The organism is Pseudomonas sp. KBS0710 (assembly GCF_005938045.2).
In the GTDB taxonomy this organism is placed as follows: Bacteria; Pseudomonadota; Gammaproteobacteria; order Pseudomonadales; family Pseudomonadaceae; genus Aquipseudomonas.
The window spans coordinates 6,077,445-6,096,550 of the sequence record NZ_VCCF02000001.1 but is presented as its reverse complement, the minus strand read 5'-3'; the positions used below and the strand labels follow the sequence as shown (position 1 = coordinate 6,096,550).

Annotated in this window: 21 protein-coding genes; 10 read left to right on the top strand and 11 right to left on the bottom strand. The window is 61.5% G+C overall.

Going from position 1 to position 19,106, the window contains the following annotated elements:
• Positions 1 to 5: 5 nt before the first annotated feature.
• The 3 genes from rnk to cyaY all read right to left on the bottom strand — a co-directional run bounded on the left by rnk (position 6) and on the right by cyaY (position 1,101).
• Positions 6 to 416, bottom strand: coding sequence for a nucleoside diphosphate kinase regulator (gene rnk / locus FFI16_RS27760; RefSeq protein WP_138813336.1), 411 nt, complete (start codon positions 414 to 416; stop codon positions 6 to 8).
• Positions 417 to 547: 131 nt separating this feature from the next.
• Positions 548 to 766 carry a DUF1289 domain-containing protein gene (locus FFI16_RS27755; RefSeq protein WP_056860802.1) on the bottom strand — a complete coding sequence of 73 codons (219 nt, stop codon included), beginning with the start codon at positions 764 to 766 and terminating at the stop codon, positions 548 to 550.
• Positions 767 to 768: 2 nt separating this feature from the next.
• Complete coding sequence (cyaY, locus tag FFI16_RS27750; protein ID WP_138813335.1) at positions 769 to 1,101, bottom strand: iron donor protein CyaY; 333 nt, start codon at positions 1,099 to 1,101, stop codon at positions 769 to 771.
• A gap of 239 nt (positions 1,102 to 1,340) precedes the next feature.
• On the opposite strand from cyaY, the gene FFI16_RS27745 reads away from it, so the two are divergent.
• From FFI16_RS27745 to FFI16_RS27720, 6 genes are read left to right on the top strand one after another with little or no spacing between them, the layout of a single operon-like run.
• Positions 1,341 to 1,508 carry a lipoprotein gene (locus tag FFI16_RS27745; RefSeq protein WP_017134995.1) on the top strand — a complete coding sequence of 56 codons (168 nt, stop codon included), beginning with the start codon at positions 1,341 to 1,343 and terminating at the stop codon, positions 1,506 to 1,508.
• A gap of 9 nt (positions 1,509 to 1,517) precedes the next feature.
• Positions 1,518 to 2,765: a diaminopimelate decarboxylase gene (gene lysA, locus FFI16_RS27740; protein WP_138813334.1), complete on the top strand. Its 1,248-nt coding sequence runs from the start codon at positions 1,518 to 1,520 to the stop codon at positions 2,763 to 2,765.
• 3 nt (positions 2,766 to 2,768) lie between these two features.
• Positions 2,769 to 3,599: a diaminopimelate epimerase gene (gene dapF, locus FFI16_RS27735; protein WP_017134993.1), complete on the top strand. Its 831-nt coding sequence runs from the start codon at positions 2,769 to 2,771 to the stop codon at positions 3,597 to 3,599.
• Positions 3,600 to 3,612: 13 nt separating this feature from the next.
• Positions 3,613 to 4,329, top strand: a complete 717-nt coding sequence (locus tag FFI16_RS27730) for a DUF484 family protein (RefSeq protein ID WP_138813333.1) — start codon at positions 3,613 to 3,615, stop codon at positions 4,327 to 4,329.
• Between the two features lie 2 nt (positions 4,330 to 4,331).
• Complete coding sequence (xerC, locus tag FFI16_RS27725; protein WP_010207453.1) at positions 4,332 to 5,231, top strand: tyrosine recombinase XerC; 900 nt, start codon at positions 4,332 to 4,334, stop codon at positions 5,229 to 5,231.
• Positions 5,228 to 5,929, top strand: a complete 702-nt coding sequence (locus FFI16_RS27720) for an HAD family hydrolase (protein ID WP_138813332.1) — start codon at positions 5,228 to 5,230, stop codon at positions 5,927 to 5,929. The genes xerC and FFI16_RS27720 overlap by 4 nt, the downstream gene beginning before the upstream one ends.
• A 91-nt stretch (positions 5,930 to 6,020) precedes the next feature.
• Here FFI16_RS27720 and sutA read toward each other — a convergent pair whose 3' ends face one another.
• From sutA to glnK, 4 genes are all read right to left on the bottom strand, one after another.
• Entirely contained in the window at positions 6,021 to 6,347 is a 327-nt protein-coding gene (sutA, locus tag FFI16_RS27715; RefSeq protein ID WP_017135899.1) for a transcriptional regulator SutA, read from the bottom strand.
• A gap of 102 nt (positions 6,348 to 6,449) precedes the next feature.
• On the bottom strand, positions 6,450 to 6,875 hold the full coding sequence (locus FFI16_RS27710; protein ID WP_056860808.1) for a secondary thiamine-phosphate synthase enzyme YjbQ: 426 nt from the start codon (positions 6,873 to 6,875) through the stop codon (positions 6,450 to 6,452).
• Between the two features lie 209 nt (positions 6,876 to 7,084).
• Entirely contained in the window at positions 7,085 to 8,425 is a 1,341-nt protein-coding gene (locus tag FFI16_RS27705; RefSeq protein WP_138813331.1) for an ammonium transporter, read from the bottom strand.
• Positions 8,426 to 8,460: 35 nt separating this feature from the next.
• The gene (gene glnK / locus FFI16_RS27700; RefSeq protein ID WP_002555808.1) at positions 8,461 to 8,799 is read right to left on the bottom strand and encodes a P-II family nitrogen regulator; all 339 of its coding nucleotides are present in this window, start codon (positions 8,797 to 8,799) and stop codon (positions 8,461 to 8,463) included.
• Between the two features lie 421 nt (positions 8,800 to 9,220).
• Here glnK and FFI16_RS27695 point away from each other — a divergent pair, with 421 nt between their 5' ends.
• Both FFI16_RS27695 and FFI16_RS27690 read left to right on the top strand, forming a co-directional pair.
• Entirely contained in the window at positions 9,221 to 9,481 is a 261-nt protein-coding gene (locus FFI16_RS27695; RefSeq protein ID WP_099585989.1) for an accessory factor UbiK family protein, read from the top strand.
• Between the two features lie 225 nt (positions 9,482 to 9,706).
• Positions 9,707 to 11,203 (top strand): YifB family Mg chelatase-like AAA ATPase, encoded by a 1,497-nt coding sequence (locus FFI16_RS27690; RefSeq protein ID WP_138813330.1) that lies wholly within the window; start codon positions 9,707 to 9,709, stop codon positions 11,201 to 11,203.
• A gap of 3 nt (positions 11,204 to 11,206) precedes the next feature.
• On the opposite strand, the gene FFI16_RS27685 is transcribed toward FFI16_RS27690, so the two are convergent.
• On the bottom strand, positions 11,207 to 11,785 hold the full coding sequence (locus FFI16_RS27685) for a TetR/AcrR family transcriptional regulator (RefSeq protein WP_138813329.1): 579 nt from the start codon (positions 11,783 to 11,785) through the stop codon (positions 11,207 to 11,209).
• A gap of 112 nt (positions 11,786 to 11,897) precedes the next feature.
• Between FFI16_RS27685 and FFI16_RS27680 the strand changes: the two genes are divergently transcribed.
• Positions 11,898 to 12,812 (top strand): ABC transporter six-transmembrane domain-containing protein, encoded by a 915-nt coding sequence (locus FFI16_RS27680; protein WP_169988058.1) that lies wholly within the window; start codon positions 11,898 to 11,900, stop codon positions 12,810 to 12,812.
• A 3-nt stretch (positions 12,813 to 12,815) separates the two neighbouring features.
• Here the strand turns inward: FFI16_RS27680 and FFI16_RS27675 are convergent, their stop codons facing one another.
• Both FFI16_RS27675 and FFI16_RS27670 read right to left on the bottom strand, forming a co-directional pair.
• On the bottom strand, positions 12,816 to 14,792 hold the full coding sequence (locus FFI16_RS27675) for a methyl-accepting chemotaxis protein (RefSeq protein WP_138813327.1): 1,977 nt from the start codon (positions 14,790 to 14,792) through the stop codon (positions 12,816 to 12,818).
• 167 nt (positions 14,793 to 14,959) lie between these two features.
• On the bottom strand, positions 14,960 to 15,880 hold the full coding sequence (locus FFI16_RS27670) for a LysR substrate-binding domain-containing protein (RefSeq protein WP_138813326.1): 921 nt from the start codon (positions 15,878 to 15,880) through the stop codon (positions 14,960 to 14,962).
• A gap of 137 nt (positions 15,881 to 16,017) precedes the next feature.
• Between FFI16_RS27670 and FFI16_RS27665 the strand changes: the two genes are divergently transcribed.
• A complete protein-coding gene (locus FFI16_RS27665; protein ID WP_138813325.1) occupies positions 16,018 to 17,421 on the top strand; it encodes a NorM family multidrug efflux MATE transporter in 1,404 nt (467 codons plus the stop codon).
• Between the two features lie 20 nt (positions 17,422 to 17,441).
• Here FFI16_RS27665 and FFI16_RS27660 read toward each other — a convergent pair whose 3' ends face one another.
• A complete protein-coding gene (locus tag FFI16_RS27660; RefSeq protein ID WP_138813324.1) occupies positions 17,442 to 19,106 on the bottom strand; it encodes a bifunctional diguanylate cyclase/phosphodiesterase in 1,665 nt (554 codons plus the stop codon).

Below are 19,106 nucleotides of genomic sequence, written 5' to 3'. Positions count from 1 at the left end.
TCTGGTTAGATGGAAAATGCGCCGCCATCTTTGGGCTGGCCTTCAACGCTGAGCAATTCAAGCTTGAGGGTTTTGCCGCCCGGCGCAGGCCAGTCGATGTGCTGACCCACTTGCAGGCCCAGCAAGGCGCTGCCTACAGGTGCCAGGATCGAAATTTTACCTTCGTCGGCATTGGCATCCTTGGGGTAAACCAGGGTCAGGTGGTAGTCCTTGCCGCTGCCTTGCTCACGGCAATGTACGCTGGAGTTCATGGTCACGACACTTGCAGGCACTTCATCGTGGCCAACCACTTCTTCGGCACGGTCGAGCTCGGCTTGCAGCGCGACAACACCCGGTTGAGTCTCGTCCATACGGTCGATCAGTTGCTCAAGACGCTGCACGTCAAGACGGGTAAGAATGATGGAAGGTGCGGTCATGATTCAGGCAGACTCCTTTTTTCTGCACAAAAAAGCAAAACCCCGCCAGGAAAAGGCGGGGTTCTCACGGGCCTCGATGAGTTGAGGCGTACCCGGACACTACCACAGCGTCACAAATAAACAAGACGGCCTCAGGCGCGCGCCCTGCGCTGTTCGGCTTCGGCGCAGATCACGCGGCGCCGGGCATCGTCGGCGGAGCGCCATTCACGGATGTCTTCCACGTGCCGGTAGCAGCCGAGGCAGACTTTCTGCTCGTCCAGACGACACAAACTGATACAAGGTGACGGCACCGCCGGGCTGACATTGCTGAACAGCGGCTTGGGCGGGCGTACAGGTGCAGGCTGGGTCACCATCAGATCTCGTCGAAGTCCAGCTTTTCGCCGGCCTGTTCCCAAACCAGGCGTTCAAGCATTTCGCCCAGCAATTCTTCACTTTTGTCACATTGCCACTTTCCGCTTGCTTGGTCGTATTCGAAGTGAATACCACCCGAACGCGCCGCCAGCCACAGCTGACGCAGCGGCTCCTGGCGACTGAAGATCAGTTGGGTGCCGTTTTCAAACTTGACGGTCAGCACGCCAGCCGAGTTTTCCAGGTCCACATCCAGGCCGCTCTCGTCGAAAATATCTTCCAGCGCCTGCTGGGTCGAATCCACCAGGTCGTGAAAACGGGCTTCGGTCAAACTCATTGTGGGAACCTCGAAAAGTGTCTGGTCACGCTCAAGCGGCGCACGATACGGACGCGCCATGATGATTGCAAAGGATACCGATTTCATTAACCGTAGCCGCGTGAAATATCCTCATTTAGCGTAGGCCGAATCGCGGCATGCTCGGCAAACCCCCGCCGGACGGGTATTACGGCACATAGGCAAGCTGGCGGGTGGTCGGTATACTCGGGCGCAATTAATGCATATTCAAGGATTTCGCCATGAAGCGCCTGATCTCTTCCCTTGCTGCGCTCGTCGCGGTCGCTTGCCTCGTTAGTGCCTGTGGTCAAAAAGGCCCGCTGTACCTGCCCGATGACAGCAAAGACCCGAACGACCAGGCACAGTCGTCGCAAAAAGCTGCAAAAGCGCATAAGCACGACACTTACTAAGGGAACCTCATGGACGCTTTTAACTACCGGGACGGCGAGCTGTTCGCGGAAGGCGTGGCGCTGTCCGCGATTGCCGAGCAGTTTGGCACCCCGACCTATGTGTACTCGCGTGCGCACATCGAAGCCCAATACCGCTCGTTCACCGACCCACTGGAAGGCGTTCCACACAGGGTGTGCTACGCGGTCAAGGCCAACTCCAACCTGGGTGTACTGAATGTCCTGGCGCGTCTTGGCGCTGGTTTTGACATCGTTTCCCGTGGCGAGCTGGAACGTGTTCTGGCTGCCGGCGGCACGGCTGACAAGATCGTCTTCTCGGGTGTCGGCAAAAGCCGCGAAGACATGCGCCGTGCCCTCGAAGTCGGCGTGCATTGCTTCAACGTCGAATCCACCGACGAACTGGAGCGCCTGCAAGTGGTTGCTGCCCAGATGGGCGTTCGCGCGCCGATCTCCCTGCGCGTCAACCCGGACGTCGATGCCGGCACGCACCCGTATATTTCCACCGGTCTCAAAGAGAACAAGTTCGGCATCGCCATTGCCGACGCCGAGGACGTGTACATCCGTGCCGCACAGCTGCCGAACCTGGAAGTGCTGGGTGTCGACTGCCATATCGGCTCGCAACTGACCACCCTGCCGCCGTTCCTCGATGCGCTCGACCGCCTGCTGGCACTGACCGAACGCCTTGGCGAATGCGGTATTTACCTGCAACACATCGACCTTGGCGGCGGCGTGGGTGTGCGTTATCGCGATGAAGAACCGCCGCTGATCGCCGATTACATCAAGGCTGTACGCGAGCGCACCGAAGGCCGCGGCCTGACCCTGATGTTCGAGCCGGGCCGTTATATCGTTGCCAACGCCAGCGTGCTGCTGACCCAGGTCGAGTACCTCAAGCACACCGAGCACAAGGATTTCGCCATTGTCGATGCGGCCATGAACGACCTGATCCGCCCGGCGCTGTACCAGGCCTGGATGGACGTCACTGCCGTAACCCCGCGCGAGGGCGAAGGCCGCGCCTACGATATCGTCGGCCCGATCTGCGAGACCGGCGACTTCCTGGCCAAGGATCGTCAGTTGGCCCTGGAAGAAGGTGACCTGCTGGCCGTGCATTCGGCCGGTGCCTACGGGTTTGTCATGAGTTCCAACTACAACACCCGCGGCCGTGCCGCCGAGGTGCTGGTGGACGGTGATCAAGCGTTTGAAGTGCGTCGCCGCGAGACGGTAGCCGAGTTGTATGCTGGCGAAAGCCTGCTGCCGGAGTAAGCCATGCTGCTGCGTTTTACCAAGATGCACGGGCTGGGTAATGATTTTATGGTCCTTGACCTGGTCAGCCAGCACGCGCATATCCTGCCCAAGCACGCTAAACAGTGGGGCGACCGCCACACCGGCATCGGTTTCGACCAATTGCTGATCGTCGAAGCGCCGAGCAACCCGGAAGTGGATTTCCGTTACCGGATCTTCAACTCCGACGGCTCCGAAGTGGAACAGTGCGGCAACGGTGCGCGGTGCTTTGCGCGCTTTGTGCTGGACAAGCGCCTGACCGCCAAGCGCCAGATTCGCGTCGAAACCAAGAGCGGCGTGATCGAGCTGGATATTCGCAGCGACGGCCAGATCAGCGTCAACATGGGCGCGCCACGCCTGGTGCCGGCGGATATTCCGTTTCAGGCCACCGAGCAGGCCGCCAGTTACGCGCTGGATGTAGAAGGCAAAATCGTCGACATCGCTGCGGTCTCTATGGGCAACCCCCATGCCGTGCTGCGGGTCAACGACATCAATAACGCCCCGGTGCATGAGCTGGGGCCGAAGATCGAGCATCACCCGCGCTTTCCGGCACGGGTGAACGTGGGCTTTTTGCAGGTGATCGACCGTACCCGCGCACAGCTGCGTGTGTGGGAACGCGGCGCCGGCGAAACCCAGGCGTGCGGCACCGGTGCTTGCGCCGCAGCCGTCGCCGCGATCAGTCAGGGGTGGATGGATTCGCCCCTATTGATCGACCTGCCTGGTGGACGCTTGTCCATCGAGTGGGCAGGCCCTGGCCACCCGGTGATGATGACCGGGCCGGCCTCGCGTGTATACGAAGGACAGGTCCGTCTATGAGTGAGCCAAGCTAATGACCGATAAGCCTCAAGTACCCGCCCAAGCAACCCCAAGCGAAAGTCTGGAGGCCGCTGCTGTCGCGGCGTACCTTGAGGCTAATCCGGACTTCTTCGTCGAACACGAAGAACTGCTGCCTGCGCTGCGCATCCCCCACCAGCGTGGCGATACCGTGTCGCTGGTGGAGCGGCAGATGAAGATCCTGCGCGAGCGCAATATCGAAATGCGCCATCGGCTTTCACACCTGATGGATGTGGCCCGCGACAACGATCGCTTGTTCGACAAGACCCGCCGCCTGATCCTGACCCTGATGGACGCCAACAGCCTGGAAGAAACGGTGATCGCCGTGGAAGACAGCCTGCGCCAGGACTTCCAGGTGCCGTTTGTCAGCCTGATTTTGTTCAGCGACAACCCGATGCCGGTAGGCCGTTGGGTCAGTGGCAGCGATGCGCAAACTGCAATCGGCGGCCTGCTTTCGGAAGGCAAGACCATCAGCGGCACCTTGCGTGAACACGAGCTGGACTTCCTGTTTGGCGCCGAACAGCGCAAGCAGATCGGCTCTACCGCCGTAGTCGCCCTCAGCCATCAAGGCCTGCACGGCGTATTGGCGATTGCCAGCCGCGACCCTGCGCACTACAAAAGCTCGGTGGGCACGCTGTTTTTGACCTACATCGCCGAAGTGCTGGGCCGCGTCCTGCCGCGCTTTACCACTGCCCTGCGCGCGGTGCGCTAGCCATGGAACGGCAACTGGACGCTTATTGCGCTCACCTGCGCAACGAGCGCCAGGTGTCGCCCCATACCCTGGAAGCCTATCGACGGGACTTGAACAAGGTCCTGGCGTACTGCGAAAAACAACAGATCAGCAGCTGGAAGGCCCTGGATATCCAGAGCCTGCGCAGCCTGATCGCGCGCCTGCACCAGGCGGGCCAGTCTTCGCGCAGCCTGTCGCGTCTGCTCTCGGCGGTACGCGGCCTCTATCACTACCTCAACCGCGAAGGCCTGTGCGACCACGACCCAGCCAATGGCCTGTCGCCGCCCAAAGGTGAGCGGCGCCTGCCCAAGACCCTCGACACCGACCGCGCCCTGCAATTGCTGGACGGCGCTGTTGAGGACGATTTCCTGGCCCACCGTGACCAAGCGATCCTGGAGCTGTTCTATTCCTCGGGCCTGCGCCTGTCGGAGCTGACCGGCCTGAACCTCGACCAACTGGACCTGGCGGACGGCCTCGTGCAAGTGCTCGGCAAGGGCAGCAAGACCCGTGTGCTGCCGGTGGGCAGGAAAGCCCGCGAAGCCTTGCAGCTGTGGTTGCCGCTGCGCCTGTTGACCAACCCGGCGGACGATGCGGTGTTTGTCAGCCAGCAAGGCCGACGCCTGGGGCCACGGGCGATTCAGGTGCGGGTCAAGGCTGCCGGCGAGCGCGAACTGGGGCAAAACCTGCACCCGCATATGCTGCGACATTCTTTTGCCAGCCATATGCTGGAGTCGTCCCAGGACCTGCGCGCCGTGCAGGAGCTGCTCGGCCACTCCGATATCAAGACCACGCAGATCTATACCCACCTCGACTTCCAGCACCTGGCGACGGTGTACGACAGCGCCCATCCACGGGCCAAACGCATCAAGGGCGGCGACTCATGAGTATCAAGCTGATCACCTTCGACCTGGACGACACGCTCTGGGACAACGTACCCGTCATCATCAACGCCGAGGCGTCGATGCGCGAATGGCTGGCGGTTAACGCCTCCAAGGTTGGCGACTTGCCCCTGGAGCATTTCGCCAGCCTTCGCCAACAGGTATTGGAACGCCATCCTGAACTCAAATACCGCATAAGCATCCTGCGCCACCGTGTATTGATGCATGCATTTGAGGAAGCCGGTTATCCGCAACCTGAAGCCACGCAGATGGCGGATGTGTGCTACGAGGCGTTTATTCACGCCCGTCACCAGCTCACCCCGTTCCCGGAAGCGGAGCCCATGCTGCAGGCGCTGCGCCAGCACTTCCTGCTGGGCGTGATCACCAACGGCAATGCCGATGTGCAACGCGTAGGGCTGGCGGATTACTTCCACTTTGCCCTGCGCGCCGAGGATATCGGCATCGCCAAGCCAGATGCGCGGCTGTTTCAGGAAGCCTTGCAACGCGGTGGCGTGGATGCAAGTCAGGCCGTGCATATTGGCGATCATCCTGGCGATGACATCGCCGGTGCGCAGCAGGCCGGGCTTCGCGCGGTGTGGTTCAACCCGACGGGCAAGGCGTGGGAAGCGGATAAGCAGCCGGATGCAGAGATTCGCAGCCTGACGCAATTGCCGGAGCTGCTGCGCGGCTGGCAGTCACGCTGAAGATCAAAATGTGGTGAATTTTAAGAGTTTGTTTCAGGCATGAAAAAGCCCGCAGCGACGGCGGGCTTTTTCTCACAAGCGGCTGCTGACCTCAGATAGGTCGGCTGCCGTACTTGTTATCCGGCTTCTTCGGTGGGTCTGCCACCACGTTGGCCTCGACTTCCTGCACTTTGCCGCCTTTAGCGAGGAATTCTTCCATCGCACGGGCCAGCGCATCGCGCTCTTTGTTCTTGGCTTCAACGCTCGGCAATTCGTCTACCGAGACAGCGGCCTTGGCTTTGCCTTTGGCTGCCGGGGCGGGTGCATCATCGCCACCGTCGTCGTCAGCAACGTCTTCAGCTGCCGCTTCAAGGCCTTCTTCGGCCTCGTCGTCGTCACCTACTTCAAGGTCGTCGTTTTCCAGATCATCGTCGCTCATGTTCTACCTCATGACTTGCGAAAAGCAGATTAGTTATAGCCCAGCTTCATCCTCTGTCGAGGTCGCCGGAAAAAAATCAACATCCACTGGGTTTCCAGTGGCTTATGCCCCGTCACCGTGCAACGTGGCGAGGACTTTACGAGCACCGCCATGATCTCGGTGCTCGCCCAGATAAACACCTTGCCAAGTCCCTATCGCCAAGCGGCCGGCCTTGACCGGCAAACTCAACTGGCAGCCCAGCAGACTGGCCTTGAAGTGCGCCGGCAGATCATCCGGACCTTCGTCGTTATGTTCGAACCCTGCACGCCCTTGCGGCACCAGCGAGTTGAAAAAACGTTCGAAGTCACGGCGAACCGCCGGGTCGGCATTCTCGTTGATGGTCAACGAGGCCGAGGTGTGCTGCAGCCACAAATGCAACAGGCCTACGCGACACGCCTTCAATTCAGGCAGGCCGGCAAGCAACTCATCCGTTACCAGGTGAAAGCCCCGGGGCTTGGCCCGCAGGGTAATCAGGGTCTGTTGCCACATACAGTTCTCCGCCCATCGGCGCGCATTCTAGCGCGGTCTGGGAAAAAACAAAGTGTCGAATACGCCTACATGCATGTAAGACTTTCGCACCCTCAAAAGTGCCGTGTGGATCCCATCACAAACTCGGCAAAAAACCCATCCGCCTTTAGCCACAGACAAACACCAGACAAAAAAATGCCCGGCAAGCCGGGCATCTTTTTTTCGCGTACTTACAAGTTGTAGCCGCGTTCGTTGTGTTGCGCCAGGTCGAGGCCCACCGCCTCTTCTTCTTCGGTCACCCGCAGGCCCATCACCATGTCCAGCACCTTGAGGATGATGAAGGTCACGATGGCCGTGTAGATCACGGTAAAGCCCACGCCTTTGCACTGGATCCAGACTTGCGCCGCGATGTCAGTGGTGGCCGCGTTGAAGCCGCCCAGCGAAGGTGCAGCAAACACGCCGGTGAGGATCGCGCCGAGGATACCGCCGATACCGTGTACGCCGAAGGCGTCCAGGGAGTCGTCGTAGCCCAGTTTGCGCTTCAGGGTAGTGGCGCAGAAGAAGCACACCACGCCCGCCGCCAGGCCGATGACCAGCGCGCCCATCGGGCCAACGGTGCCGGCAGCCGGGGTGATTGCAACCAGGCCGGCGACTACGCCCGAGGCAATGCCCAGTGCGCTTGGCTTACCGTGGGTGACCCACTCGGCGAACATCCAGCCCAGTGCCGCAGCAGCGGTAGCAATTTGAGTCACCAGCATCGCCATGCCGGCGGTGCCGTTGGCCGCCGCAGCGGAACCGGCGTTGAAGCCGAACCAGCCCACCCACAGCATGGCTGCACCGATCAGGGTGTAACCCAGGTTGTGCGGCGCCATTGGCGTAGTCGGGAAGCCTTTGCGCTTGCCGAGTACCAGGCACGCCACCAGGCCGGCCACACCGGCGTTAATGTGCACCACGGTGCCGCCAGCGAAGTCCAGCACGCCCCAGTCACCCATCAACGAACCCGGACCGCCCCACACCATGTGGGCAATCGGCGCGTAGACCAGGGTGAACCAGACGCCCATGAAGATCAGCATCGCGGAGAACTTCATGCGCTCGGCGAACGCACCGACGATCAGCGCAGGGGTAATGATCGCGAAGGTCATCTGGAAGGTGACGAACACCGCCTCAGGGAACAACGCCGCAGGGCCGGTAATGCTCGCCGGGGTTACGCCCGACAGGAACAGTTTGGACAGGCCGCCCACGAACGAGTTGAGGTTGACGACGCCTGCTTCCATACCGGTGGTGTCGAACGCCATGCTGTAGCCGTAAACGAACCACAAGATGGTGATCAGACCGGTGATGGCGAAGCACTGCATCATCACGGAAAGAATGTTTTTGGAGCGAACCATGCCGCCGTAGAACAGCGCCAGGCCCGGAATGGTCATGAACAGTACCAGCGCGGTGGATGTAAGCATCCACGCCGTGTCGCCGGAATTGAGGACTGGAGCAGGGGCTGGGTCCGCCGCCAATGCCAGGGCCGGCATTACGAGGGACAACAGGGCTCCTAGCCCTGCGAATTTACGCAGAGTCATATTGTTTTCTCCTGGGGCGTTGGGGGTTTGGCGGCTTAGATTGCGTCGGTATCGGTTTCGCCGGTACGGATGCGAATAGCCTGTTCCAGATTGACCACAAAGATCTTGCCGTCACCGATCTTGCCGGTGTTGGCCGCCTTGGTTATCGCCTCGATAACCCGGTCAAGATCCTTGTCGTCAATGGCGACATCAATCTTCACCTTTGGCAGGAAATCGACCACGTATTCCGCGCCGCGATACAGCTCGGTGTGACCCTTCTGCCGACCGAAGCCTTTGACCTCAGTAACGGTAATGCCCTGCACGCCGATCTCGGACAGTGACTCGCGTACATCGTCCAACTTGAACGGCTTGATGATGGCAGTGACTAGCTTCATGAAAACTCTCTCCCGAATTGGTGGACTTGCCCCAGGAAAACAAACCCGTCTCAAGTCTAAGCGCAGTGCCTGGCTTTGTAACGCGTCGTCGCCTCGGCATTTGCCGTTGCGACGCCAGCGAACCACTGGTGACGAAACCTGTACCCCTGATCCGTCGGCGCACTGCATTCGTCACAGCGACTGCATCAGTGCATGGGTCATGATCGTCTAAGCAGAAACCTTGCCAGCTCCGTAAAAATCACTGAAATCAGTCCTTTGCCCACTTATGCCCACCTGCGGGGCGTTTTGGCAGCGCCAATGCGCACAAAAACAGTGCGTAGCCGCCCGGCCCCCTGCGCGAAAAGCGTGCGCTCGCGGCCGTGAAAGGACTATAGACGCTGCGTGATACACTGCCGGCCAACAGTTTTCCGGAATATTTCCCATGCTCGCGCCCAAAGACCTCCTCGACGCCCTGAGCGGCCACGCCTCTCGCCTGTTCAGCGGCGAAACCCCGCTGCCCCGCAACGAAATCGAAAGCCAGTTCAAGGCCCTGCTGCAAAGCGGCTTCAGCAAGCTCGACCTGGTGAGCCGGGAAGAATTTGACAGCCAGATGGTCGTACTGGCCCGCACCCGTGCGCGGTTGGAGAGCCTGGAAGCGAAGGTAGCGGAGCTGGAAGCGCGGTTGACTCCCGCTGCCGAGTAACGGTCACAACTCGGTCAAAATGTGGGAGCGGGCTTGCTCGCGAATGCAATCTGTCAGACACCTGGATGTTGGCTGACCCACCGCATTCGCGAGCAAGCCCGCTCCCACATTTGTTTTGCATCGCTCTTTGGATACGTTCTGTAAACACTCCCCCGTCTCGCTCCTCCCCACCTCGTCTACCCTTGAAAAACCCGCAGGAAGCGGCCTCCCACTCAAGGAACGAGCATGTCCCTCGCCATCGTCCACAGCCGCGCCCAAATTGGCGTAGAAGCCCCCGCCGTCACCGTCGAAGTGCATATGGCCAATGGTCTTCCCTCGCTAACCTTGGTGGGCCTGCCGGAAACCGCCGTCAAGGAAAGCAAGGACCGCGTGCGCAGCGCCATCCTCAACTGCGCCCTGCAATACCCGGCCCGTCGTATCACCCTAAACCTTGCTCCCGCCGACCTGCCCAAAGATGGTGGGCGGTTTGATTTGGCGATTGCCTTGGGCATCCTGGCCGCCAGCGTGCAGGTGCCGGCGTTGATGCTCGATGAAGTGGAATGCCTGGGGGAATTGGCACTGTCGGGGGAGGTGCGGGCGGTCAAGGGTGTGCTGCCGGCCGCGCTGGCCGCACGCAAGGCCGGGCGCACCGTGATAGTGCCTCGGGCAAATGCCGAGGAGGCGTGCCTGGCCTCGGGGTTGAAGGTGATTGCAGTGGACCACTTGCTGCAAGTGGTGGCGCACTTGAATGGGGTTGTGCCGATTGAGCCGTATAAATCCGATGGCTTGCTTTACTTGAACAAGCCTTACCCGGACTTGAGTGAGGTGCAAGGCCAACTGGCCGCCAAGCGCGCACTGCTGATTGCGGCGGCCGGCGCGCACAACCTTCTGTTCAGCGGGCCACCCGGCACCGGCAAGACCTTGCTTGCCAGCCGCCTGCCCGGTTTGCTGCCGCCCCTGAGTGAGCAGGAAGCCCTGGAAGTGGCGGCCATCCAGTCAGTGGTCAGCCTGGCGCCGTTGAGCCATTGGCCGCACCGCCCGTTTCGCCAGCCGCACCATTCGGCGTCCGGGCCGGCACTGGTGGGCGGCGGGTCAAAACCGCAGCCGGGGGAAATCACCCTGGCCCATCATGGCGTGCTGTTTCTGGATGAGCTGCCGGAGTTTGATCGCAAAGTGCTGGAAGTGCTGCGCGAGCCGCTCGAATCCGGACATATCGTGATCTCCCGCGCCCGCGACCGGGTGAGTTTTCCGGCACGGTTTCAATTGGTGGCCGCCATGAACCCCTGCCCTTGCGGCTACCTGGGCGAACCCAGTGGGCGCTGTCGGTGTACGCCGGAGCAAATCCAGCGCTACCGCAACAAGCTATCGGGGCCGTTGCTGGATCGGATCGACTTGCACCTCACCGTTGCCCGGGAAGCCACCGCGCTGAACCCGCTCCAACAGGATGGCGACAACACCGCAACAGCCTCGGCGGAGGTCGCCGAGGCCCGAGAACGCCAGCAAAAACGCCAAGGCTGCGCCAATGCCTTCCTGGACCTGCCAGGGCTGCGCAAGCACTGCCAACTGGCAAAGGCTGACGAAAGCTGGCTGGAAAGCGCCTGCGAACGACTGACCTTGTCCCTGCGCGCAGCCCACCGTTTGCTCAAGGTGGCGCGCACCCTGGCGGACCTTGAGCGGGTTGAACATATTGCCCGGCATCATTTGCAGGAGGCCTTGCAGTACCGGCCTGCCGCAATGGGTTAAGCCTTATGCGGGAAAACCCAACAGCAGCTGCGCCACTTCCAGGACCTCATCCAGCACGGCCTCGGCCGACTCCGCAGACGGCTTGAGCATCAGGTCATCGGCATACCCCATCGCCAACGCGAAGATTTGCCGGGCCGCGCGTTCTGGCGAGTCGCAGCGGAAAACACCCTCAGCCACGCCTCGCTCAATCACCTCGGCGAGCATGCCTTGCCACTGCGCGTTGATCACCAGATACGCCTGGGCCATTTGCGGGTCGTGCATGGCTTCGTCCCAGGCATCCAGCCATAACGCCCAGCCGGCATCAGCGGTGCTCGGCAGGCAGTCACGTAAAAAACCCACCAGCGCCTCAAGCGGCGGCGCATCCGCCAGGGGCTCGCGCACTTCATCCAATTGCTCATTGGCAAAGCGCACGAAGGCTTCGCGACGCAGTTCGTTCCAGTCGCTGAAGTAGTGATAGACGTGGCTGCGCGACAGGCCGGCATGCTCGGCCAGGTCGCGGGTGGACACGTCGGCAAAACCCTTGCTGCGAAACAGCTCCAGGGCGGCGGCGATGATCTGGTCTTTACGGTCGATACGCGACATGGGCAATTCCTTCGGGCGCCGGTAGATAAGCGGTGCTTGCTTTTTGAGCGATCGCTCAAGGATACTTGAGCAGTCGCTCAATAATAGCGTCTATCACTCCTTTGGTGCACCCATGTCATCCGTGACCCCGCAAATCCTGATTGAAGAAAGCAAGAAAATCGGCCAGCAATCCGCCGGCCAAACGCTCAAGGCGATTGCCAAGGCTTACCCCGGCAAGCTGTTCTGCACACTGTCACTGGTGGCGCTGGAGAACGCGCTGCTGCTGGCCTACCCGCTGTTTGCCGGGTTTGCGGTGGACTCGATTATTCGCGGCGATGCCACCAGTGCGCTGTTCTATGCGCTGGTGGTGATGGCGTTCTGGGTGGTCGGCGCAGCACGGCGGGCGCTGGACACGCGCACCTTTACGCGGATCTACGCCGACCTTGCGGTGCCGGTGATTCTCAACCAGCGCCAGCAGAACCACAGCACCTCGAAGTCCGCCGCACGGGTGGTGCTTGCGCGCGAATTCGTCGACTTCTTTGAAAAACACGTGCCGATTATCGCCACGGCGCTGGTCTCGATTATTGGCGCAGCGGTGATGCTGATTGTGATTGAGCCTTGGGTCGGCCTGGCGTGCCTGGCCGCCCTGCTGCTGTGCGTGACGCTGCTGCCACGCTTTGCCCAGCGCAACCAGGAGCTGCACGAGCGCCTGAATGATCGCCTGGAGAAAGAAATCGGCCTGGTGGAAAAAGTCGGCGCACCCACCTTGCGTCGCCACTACCACGTGCTGTCACGCCTGCGCATCTGGCTGTCCGACCGCGAGGCCGCCGCGTACCTGTTTCTCGGCACGCTGGCAGCCCTGCTGTTTGTGGTCGCGATCAGCCAGTTGGCCCTGTCGCCAGCGGTAAAGGCCGGCCACATCTACGCGGTCATGACCTACCTGTGGACCTTCGTCACCAGCATGGACGAGGCGCCTGGGATGGTCGACCAACTGGCGCGCCTCAAGGATATCGGCAAGCGCGTGGACCCAGGCCTGGGCGAGCATTAAGCCTTAACGAAAACGGTCAACCTCGTGCCGCAAACCGGCCGCCAGGGTTTCCAGTTCCTTGGCGGTAATGGCCAGGTTCGACACCACTTCGCGCTGTTCGCTGTTGGCCAATGCGATGCTTTGCAGGTTGCTGCTCAGCACGTTGGCCGTGCTGCTCTGCTCCTGGGTCGCGGTGGTGATCGCGGCAAACTGCTGGCCGGCTGAACGGCTTTGCTCGTCGATGCGTGCCAGGGCCGAGGCCACGTCGGCGTTGCGCGACAGGCCTTCCTGCATCAACACGTTGCCGTGTTCCATGGTGCTGATGGCGTTGCCGGTTTCCTGCTGGATGCTCTGGATCATCACCGAGATTTCGTCGGTGGCCTGGCGCGTGCGCGAGGCCAGGTTGCGCACTTCGTCGGCAACCACCGCAAAGCCCCGGCCTTGCTCACCGGCCCGCGCCGCCTCGATGGCGGCGTTGAGCGCCAGCAGGTTGGTTTGTTCGGCAATCGAGGTGATCACGCCGACGATCCCGCCAATTTCCTGGGAGCGCTGGCCCAAGGTGTTGATCACCGTGGCCGTGCTGTTGAGGGCGGTAGCGATATGCTCCAGCGACGACGACGCCTCTTGCATCGAGGTGCGGCCAATCCGCGTTTGCTGGGCGTTTTCCTGGGCCAGTCGCTCGGTATTGCCCATGTTGTCGGCGATGTTCAGCGAGGTGGCGCTGAACTCTTCCACTGCACCGGCCATGCTGGTGATTTCGCCGGACTGCTGCTCCATGCCCTCATAGGCCCCACCCGACAGGCCGGACAACGCCTGCGCCCGGCTGTTGACCTCTTCGGCCGCTTTACGGATGTGCGAGACCATGGTCGAAAGCGCCTCACCCATCTGGTTGAAGCTGCTCGCCAACTGGCCGATTTCGTCATGGCTGGACACATTCAAGCGTGCGCTCAAATCGCCAGCACCCAAGGCTTCGGCCTGGCGCACCAAGTCGCTCAAAGGCTGCAATTTGCTGCGCAGCAACCACACCGCCGCACCCACCGCCAGCAACATCGCCAGCACGCTGCCGATCACCAGGCGAATACCCACCGCCCAGGTGACTGCACGAATTTCAGACTTCGGCATGCTCGCCACCACCGACCACGGGCCGCCGTCGAACGGCACCGCAACGCTGTAGAAGTCTTCGTCCTTGTCGCTCCAGAAGCGGCCTTTACCTGGGTTCCTGGCCAGATCAAGCATCACCGGAACCGCCTGATCCAGCGCTTGCACGCCCGCCGGTGGCACCAGCCAGTGCTTCTGTTCGTCCAGCAAGGCGAGCGAGCCGGTCTGGCCGATACGGAAGCGTTTGAGGTTGTCGAACTGGGCCTTTTGCTCGTCGGTGTAATCAAAACCGATAAACAGCACGGCGATCACCTTGCCGGCGGCATCGCGCACGGGGCTGTACTGGGTCATGTAGGAGCGATCAAATAACACCGCCCGCCCAATGTAATTCTGCCCGGCCAAAAGGCGCTGATAAGCCGGATGCTGGTGATCCAGCACCGTCCCGATGGCGCGATTGCCATCTTGTTTGGTCAGGGAGGTACTGATGCGGATGAAGTCTTCGCCACTGCGCACAAACACCGTGGCCACGCCGCCGGACATTTGCTTGAACTCGTCCACCTCCGCGAAGTTGTTGTTCAACACCTCATCGCCCAACAGCAGGCTCGGAGTCTGCACACCGGCCACGGTGACTTGCTGGTCCGGGCGCACACTCAGCCCGGCGCCAAAGCGCTTTTCAAACAGCCCGCTCAATCGCTGAGTGCTTTCGCGCAAGGTGCTGTGGAAGGTGTTGAGTTGATCGGCCAGCAAGCGTGCCTCGCTGGCCAGGTGTTCCTCGCGGGTGTCGAGGTTGGCCGAGTCGAGGGAACGCAGGGCGAAAACCGTACTGCCGCTGATGACGACCGCCAAAATGACGGCCAAGGCGAGGCCTAACTGAGAGGCGATCCGAGCGCGAGGTTGAGACATGACAGCTCCTGGCCGAGGCCAGGATCATCCTGATCTCTTAGCGCAGCTCGGCAAATTATCGTGTGGGAAACGCTGGAAAATGGGGGTTCCAACACACCTTCTTCGGCAAGCGCGGGCAATACTTGAGTGATTCACAGGGGTATCGCGCAAACGATTGCACCGAAGGGCTAGGCAAGGCGTTCAACCTGGGGCAATTCCATGGCCTTGACTTCGCCTTGAAGAAACTCCGCCAATCGCCGCAAGCGCTCGCCACCGGGGCGGGTTTTCGGCCATACCAAATAGTAATTTTCCCCACTGGCCACCGCCGTCGGCCACGGCAGGCTCAAGCGGCCCTGGGCCACATCTTCGGCCACCATCAGCAAATCACCCATGGACACGCCGTAACCCCGCGCGGCGGCGATCATGCCCAACTCCAAGGTATCGAACACTTGCCCGCCCTTAAGCGACACCTGGGACGACAACCCCATGCGCTCCAGCCAATTGCGCCAGTCACGGCGGTCGGGTGTGGGGTGCAGCAGTTCGGCGCTCGCCAGGCGAGCGACGTCCCAGGGGCCGTCATTGAGCAGATTGGGCGCGCCCACCGGGATCAGCAATTCGGGGAACAGGTAGCAGGCCTCCCAATCCGCCGGAAAGTGCCCGTAGCTCAGTAATACAGCGCAGTCGAAGGGTTCCTGGTTGAAGTCCACTTCATCCACGCTCATCCATGCGCTGGTCAGTTGCACCTCATTGCCCGGCTGCAAGGCGCGAAAGCGACTGAGCCGCGCCAGCAACCAACGCATGGTCAGGGTCGACGGCGCCTTCATGCGCAGGATGTCGTCTTCGGCGTTCAGGGTGTGGCAGGCGCGTTCCAGCGCTGCGAAGCCTTCGCGCACGCCGGGCAACAGCAGGCGTGCCGCTTCGGTGAGCTGCAGGTTGCGGCCACTGCGCTGGAACAGGCGGCAGGCGAAGTGCTCTTCGAGCGTGCGGATATGCCGGCTGACAGCACTTTGCGTGATGGAAAGCTCATCCGCCGCACGGGTGAATGAGTTGTGCCGGGAGGCGGCTTCAAAGGCGCGCAAGGCATACAGCGGAGGCAGACGGCGTGGCATGGAAGAACCTCCTCAGAGCAATGCCCAACCCTAGCATGAGTTTTAATCATGCGAGTGATCGCTTTTATCCTTTTGTGTAATGCGTCAGGAGCGCCGAGAATCAACCCTTTCCCAACCCTCTGACTTTTTTGAGCGTGATGATCATGCAACATCCGGTGCGTACTGAACTCTGGGCCATTCTGCGGCTGTCAGGGCCGTTGATTGCCTCACAGTTGGCGCACATGTTGATGGTGCTGACCGACACGCTGATGATGGCCCGCTTGAGCCCCGAGGCCCTTGCCGGTGGCGGCCTGGGCGCGGCGAGTTATTCGTTTGTGGCGATCTTCTGTATCGGTGTGATTGCCGCCGTCGGCACGCTGGTCGCCATCCGCCATGGCGCCGGTGACATCGAAGGCGCCACCCGCCTGACCCAGGCCGGGCTCTGGCTCGCCTGGCTGATGGCCTTGGTGGCCGGCTTGCTGCTGTGGAATCTCAAGCCGGTGCTGCTGATGTTCGGCCAGACCGAAACCAACGTGCAGGCGGCGGGGCAATTCCTGACCATCCTGCCGTTCGCCCTGCCCGGCTACCTGAGCTTCATGGCCTTGCGCGGTTTCACCAGCGCAATCGGCAAGGCGACCCCTGTGATGGTGATCAGCCTGGGCGGCACGGTGCTCAACTACTTGCTCAACCATGCCTTGATCGAGGGCATGTTCGGTCTGCCGAAGCTCGGCTTGATGGGCATCGGCCTGGTCACGGCGATCGTCGCCAACTGCATGGCCCTGGCGTTGATGTGGTACATCCGCAGCAACCGCGCTTACGCGGCCTACCCGCTCGGCACGGGCCTGTTGCGCCTCAACACTCAGTACCTGCGTGAACTGTGGCGCCTGGGCCTGCCGATTGGTGGCACCTATGCAGTGGAGGTCGGCTTGTTCGCCTTCGCGGCGCTGTGCATGGGCACCATGGGTAGTACGCAGTTGGCAGCGCATCAGATTGCCCTGCAAATCGTCTCGGTGGCGTTCATGGTGCCGGCGGGGATGTCGTATGCGATCACCATGCGCATTGGCCAGCACTACGGCGCCGGGCAATTGCTGCAGGCGCGCATGGCCGGGCGGGTCGGCATCGGTTTTGGCGCGTTGGTGATGTTGGGATTTGCCGTTGTGCTGTGGCTGTTTTCCGATGCGCTGATCGGGCTGTTTCTGGACCATAACGACCCAGCCTTCCATGACGTCATCGTGCTGGCGGTCAGCCTGTTGGCCGTGGCGGCGTGGTTTGAGTTGTTCGACGGCGTGCAGACCATTGCCATGGGCTGTATTCGTGGGCTGAAGGATGCCAAGACCACCTTCCTGGTCGGGCTCGGGTGTTACTGGCTGATCGGCGCGCCGTCGGCGTGGTTGATGGCGTTCACACTAGGTTGGGGGCCGACCGGTGTTTGGTGGGGTTTAGCGCTGGGCTTGGCCTGCGCGGCAGTCAGCCTGACCTGGGCGTTTGAGGCGAAGATGAAGCGGATGATTCGGCAGGAACCGGATATACATCCTGCATTTCATGCCGCACAGACAGAGTAAAAGCCTTGGGTTTACATCCTTCAGCCCAGCAGCGCCTGCTGGCTCTTGCCGAACATTAAATACTCCACCAGCTCCGGCAACGGCAACGGCTTGCTGATCAGGTAACCCTGGGCCTGATCACACCCAAACAACCGCAACAACGCCAGCTGTTCGGGCGTTTCCACGCCCTCGGCCACCACTTCCAGGTTGAGGTTGTGGGCCAGGTTGATCATGGCATGCACCAGCTTGCGGTTTTCTTCGCGCTCTTCCATGCCGCCGACGAAGCTCTTGTCGATCTTCAACAAGGCAATCGGCAAGCTGTTGAGGTGCACGAACGAGGAAAACCCGGTGCCGAAGTCATCCAGGGAAAACCGCACACCCAGGCGGCCAAGGGCATCCATGGTCTGCTTGACCAGATCACTGCGGCGCATCACGGCGGTTTCGGTCAGCTCGAACTCCAGCCACTGCGCCTCCACGCCACGCTCGGTAATCAGCCGGCTCAATGTGGAAAGCAGCTGGCTGTCCTGGAACTGGCGAAACGACAGGTTGACCGCCATGTGCAACGGCGGCAGGCCGCGTTCGCGCAGGTCTTGCATGTCGCGTAAGGCTCGCGAGATCACCCAGTAACCCAGCGGCACAATCAGGCCACTCTGTTCGGCCAAGGGCACGAACTCGCTGGGCGGCAACAGGCCACGCTCGCCGTGGCGCCAGCGCACCAGGGCTTCCAGGCCGACGATATGCCCGTCGTCCAGATCCAGGCGCGGCTGGTAATGCAGCTCCAGTTCGTCGCGGCGCAACGCGCGGCGCAGTTCACTTTCCAGGTCGGCCAGGCTGCGGGCGTTGCGGTTGATGCGTTCGTTGAAGATGTGAAAGGTGCAGCCCTGGGTGCTCTTGGCCTGCTGCATGGCGATGTGCGCGTGCCACATCAGCGGGTCGGCCCCGGCGCGGGCACGGGCATGTGCCACGCCCAGGCTGCAGCCGATCAGCAGGCTTTCGCCGTCCACCCAATACGGCTCGGCCATGGCTTCGGTAATGCGCTCGGCCATCCACTCCGCGCGCTGGGGCGCACGGCGGGTGTCGATCAGCAGGGCGAATTCGTCGCTGCCCAGGCGCGCCAATTGGTCACCGGCTTCAAGCTGACTCTTGAGCCGCGAGACCACTTGCAGGATCAAGCGGTCGCCAGCCTGATGGCCCAAGGCATCGTTGGCGTGACGGAAGTTGTCGAGGTCCAGATGGCCGAGGGCCAGGCCACGGCCTTCGTTTTCGGCCAGGCGCGCCGCGAGCAAGGTCTGGAAACCCTGGCGGTTGGCGATACCGGTAAGCGGGTCCTGTTCGGCCAGGCGCTGCAGGGTGTTCTCCAGCACGCCACGCTCACGCACATGGCGCAGGCAGCGGCGCAATGTATCGGTATCCAATGCATCAAGAACCAACCAATCGCTCACACCCAGCGGTGAAACCAGCGGTTCCTGCTCCAGCAGCAATATGCACGGCAGGCTGCAACGGCCTGGGCCAGGTTGCAGGCTGGGGGTGGTCAATAACACGGCACTGTGGTCGTCATCGAACAGACGACTCACCGAGTCCCAGTTGGGCGCGCTGACCAGCACAGCCCCATCGCCCATCGGCGCCAGGCACTCGCGCAACAACGCTGCCCACGCTGGCTCATCGGCCAGTAGCAGCAAACGCAAGGGTTCGACAGGCGTAGACAA

Bases quoted from the DNA above. Each gene is read 5' to 3' on its own strand.
- rnk (WP_138813336.1), bottom strand. From the start codon at position 416: ATGACCGCACCTTCCATCATTCTTACCCGTCTTGACGTGCAGCGTCTT.
- cyaY (WP_138813335.1), bottom strand. From the start codon at position 1,101: ATGAGTTTGACCGAAGCCCGTTTTCACGACCTGGTGGATTCGACCCAG.
- FFI16_RS27745 (WP_017134995.1), top strand. From the start codon at position 1,341: ATGAAGCGCCTGATCTCTTCCCTTGCTGCGCTCGTCGCGGTCGCTTGC.
- lysA (WP_138813334.1), top strand. From the start codon at position 1,518: ATGGACGCTTTTAACTACCGGGACGGCGAGCTGTTCGCGGAAGGCGTG.
- dapF (WP_017134993.1), top strand. From the start codon at position 2,769: ATGCTGCTGCGTTTTACCAAGATGCACGGGCTGGGTAATGATTTTATG.
- FFI16_RS27730 (WP_138813333.1), top strand. From the start codon at position 3,613: ATGACCGATAAGCCTCAAGTACCCGCCCAAGCAACCCCAAGCGAAAGT.
- xerC (WP_010207453.1), top strand. From the start codon at position 4,332: ATGGAACGGCAACTGGACGCTTATTGCGCTCACCTGCGCAACGAGCGC.
- FFI16_RS27720 (WP_138813332.1), top strand. From the start codon at position 5,228: ATGAGTATCAAGCTGATCACCTTCGACCTGGACGACACGCTCTGGGAC.
- sutA (WP_017135899.1), bottom strand. From the start codon at position 6,347: ATGAGCGACGATGATCTGGAAAACGACGACCTTGAAGTAGGTGACGAC.
- FFI16_RS27710 (WP_056860808.1), bottom strand. From the start codon at position 6,875: ATGTGGCAACAGACCCTGATTACCCTGCGGGCCAAGCCCCGGGGCTTT.
- FFI16_RS27705 (WP_138813331.1), bottom strand. From the start codon at position 8,425: ATGACTCTGCGTAAATTCGCAGGGCTAGGAGCCCTGTTGTCCCTCGTA.
- glnK (WP_002555808.1), bottom strand. From the start codon at position 8,799: ATGAAGCTAGTCACTGCCATCATCAAGCCGTTCAAGTTGGACGATGTA.
- FFI16_RS27695 (WP_099585989.1), top strand. From the start codon at position 9,221: ATGCTCGCGCCCAAAGACCTCCTCGACGCCCTGAGCGGCCACGCCTCT.
- FFI16_RS27690 (WP_138813330.1), top strand. From the start codon at position 9,707: ATGTCCCTCGCCATCGTCCACAGCCGCGCCCAAATTGGCGTAGAAGCC.
- FFI16_RS27685 (WP_138813329.1), bottom strand. From the start codon at position 11,785: ATGTCGCGTATCGACCGTAAAGACCAGATCATCGCCGCCGCCCTGGAG.
- FFI16_RS27680 (WP_169988058.1), top strand. From the start codon at position 11,898: ATGTCATCCGTGACCCCGCAAATCCTGATTGAAGAAAGCAAGAAAATC.
- FFI16_RS27675 (WP_138813327.1), bottom strand. From the start codon at position 14,792: ATGTCTCAACCTCGCGCTCGGATCGCCTCTCAGTTAGGCCTCGCCTTG.
- FFI16_RS27670 (WP_138813326.1), bottom strand. From the start codon at position 15,880: ATGCCACGCCGTCTGCCTCCGCTGTATGCCTTGCGCGCCTTTGAAGCC.
- FFI16_RS27665 (WP_138813325.1), top strand. From the start codon at position 16,018: ATGATCATGCAACATCCGGTGCGTACTGAACTCTGGGCCATTCTGCGG.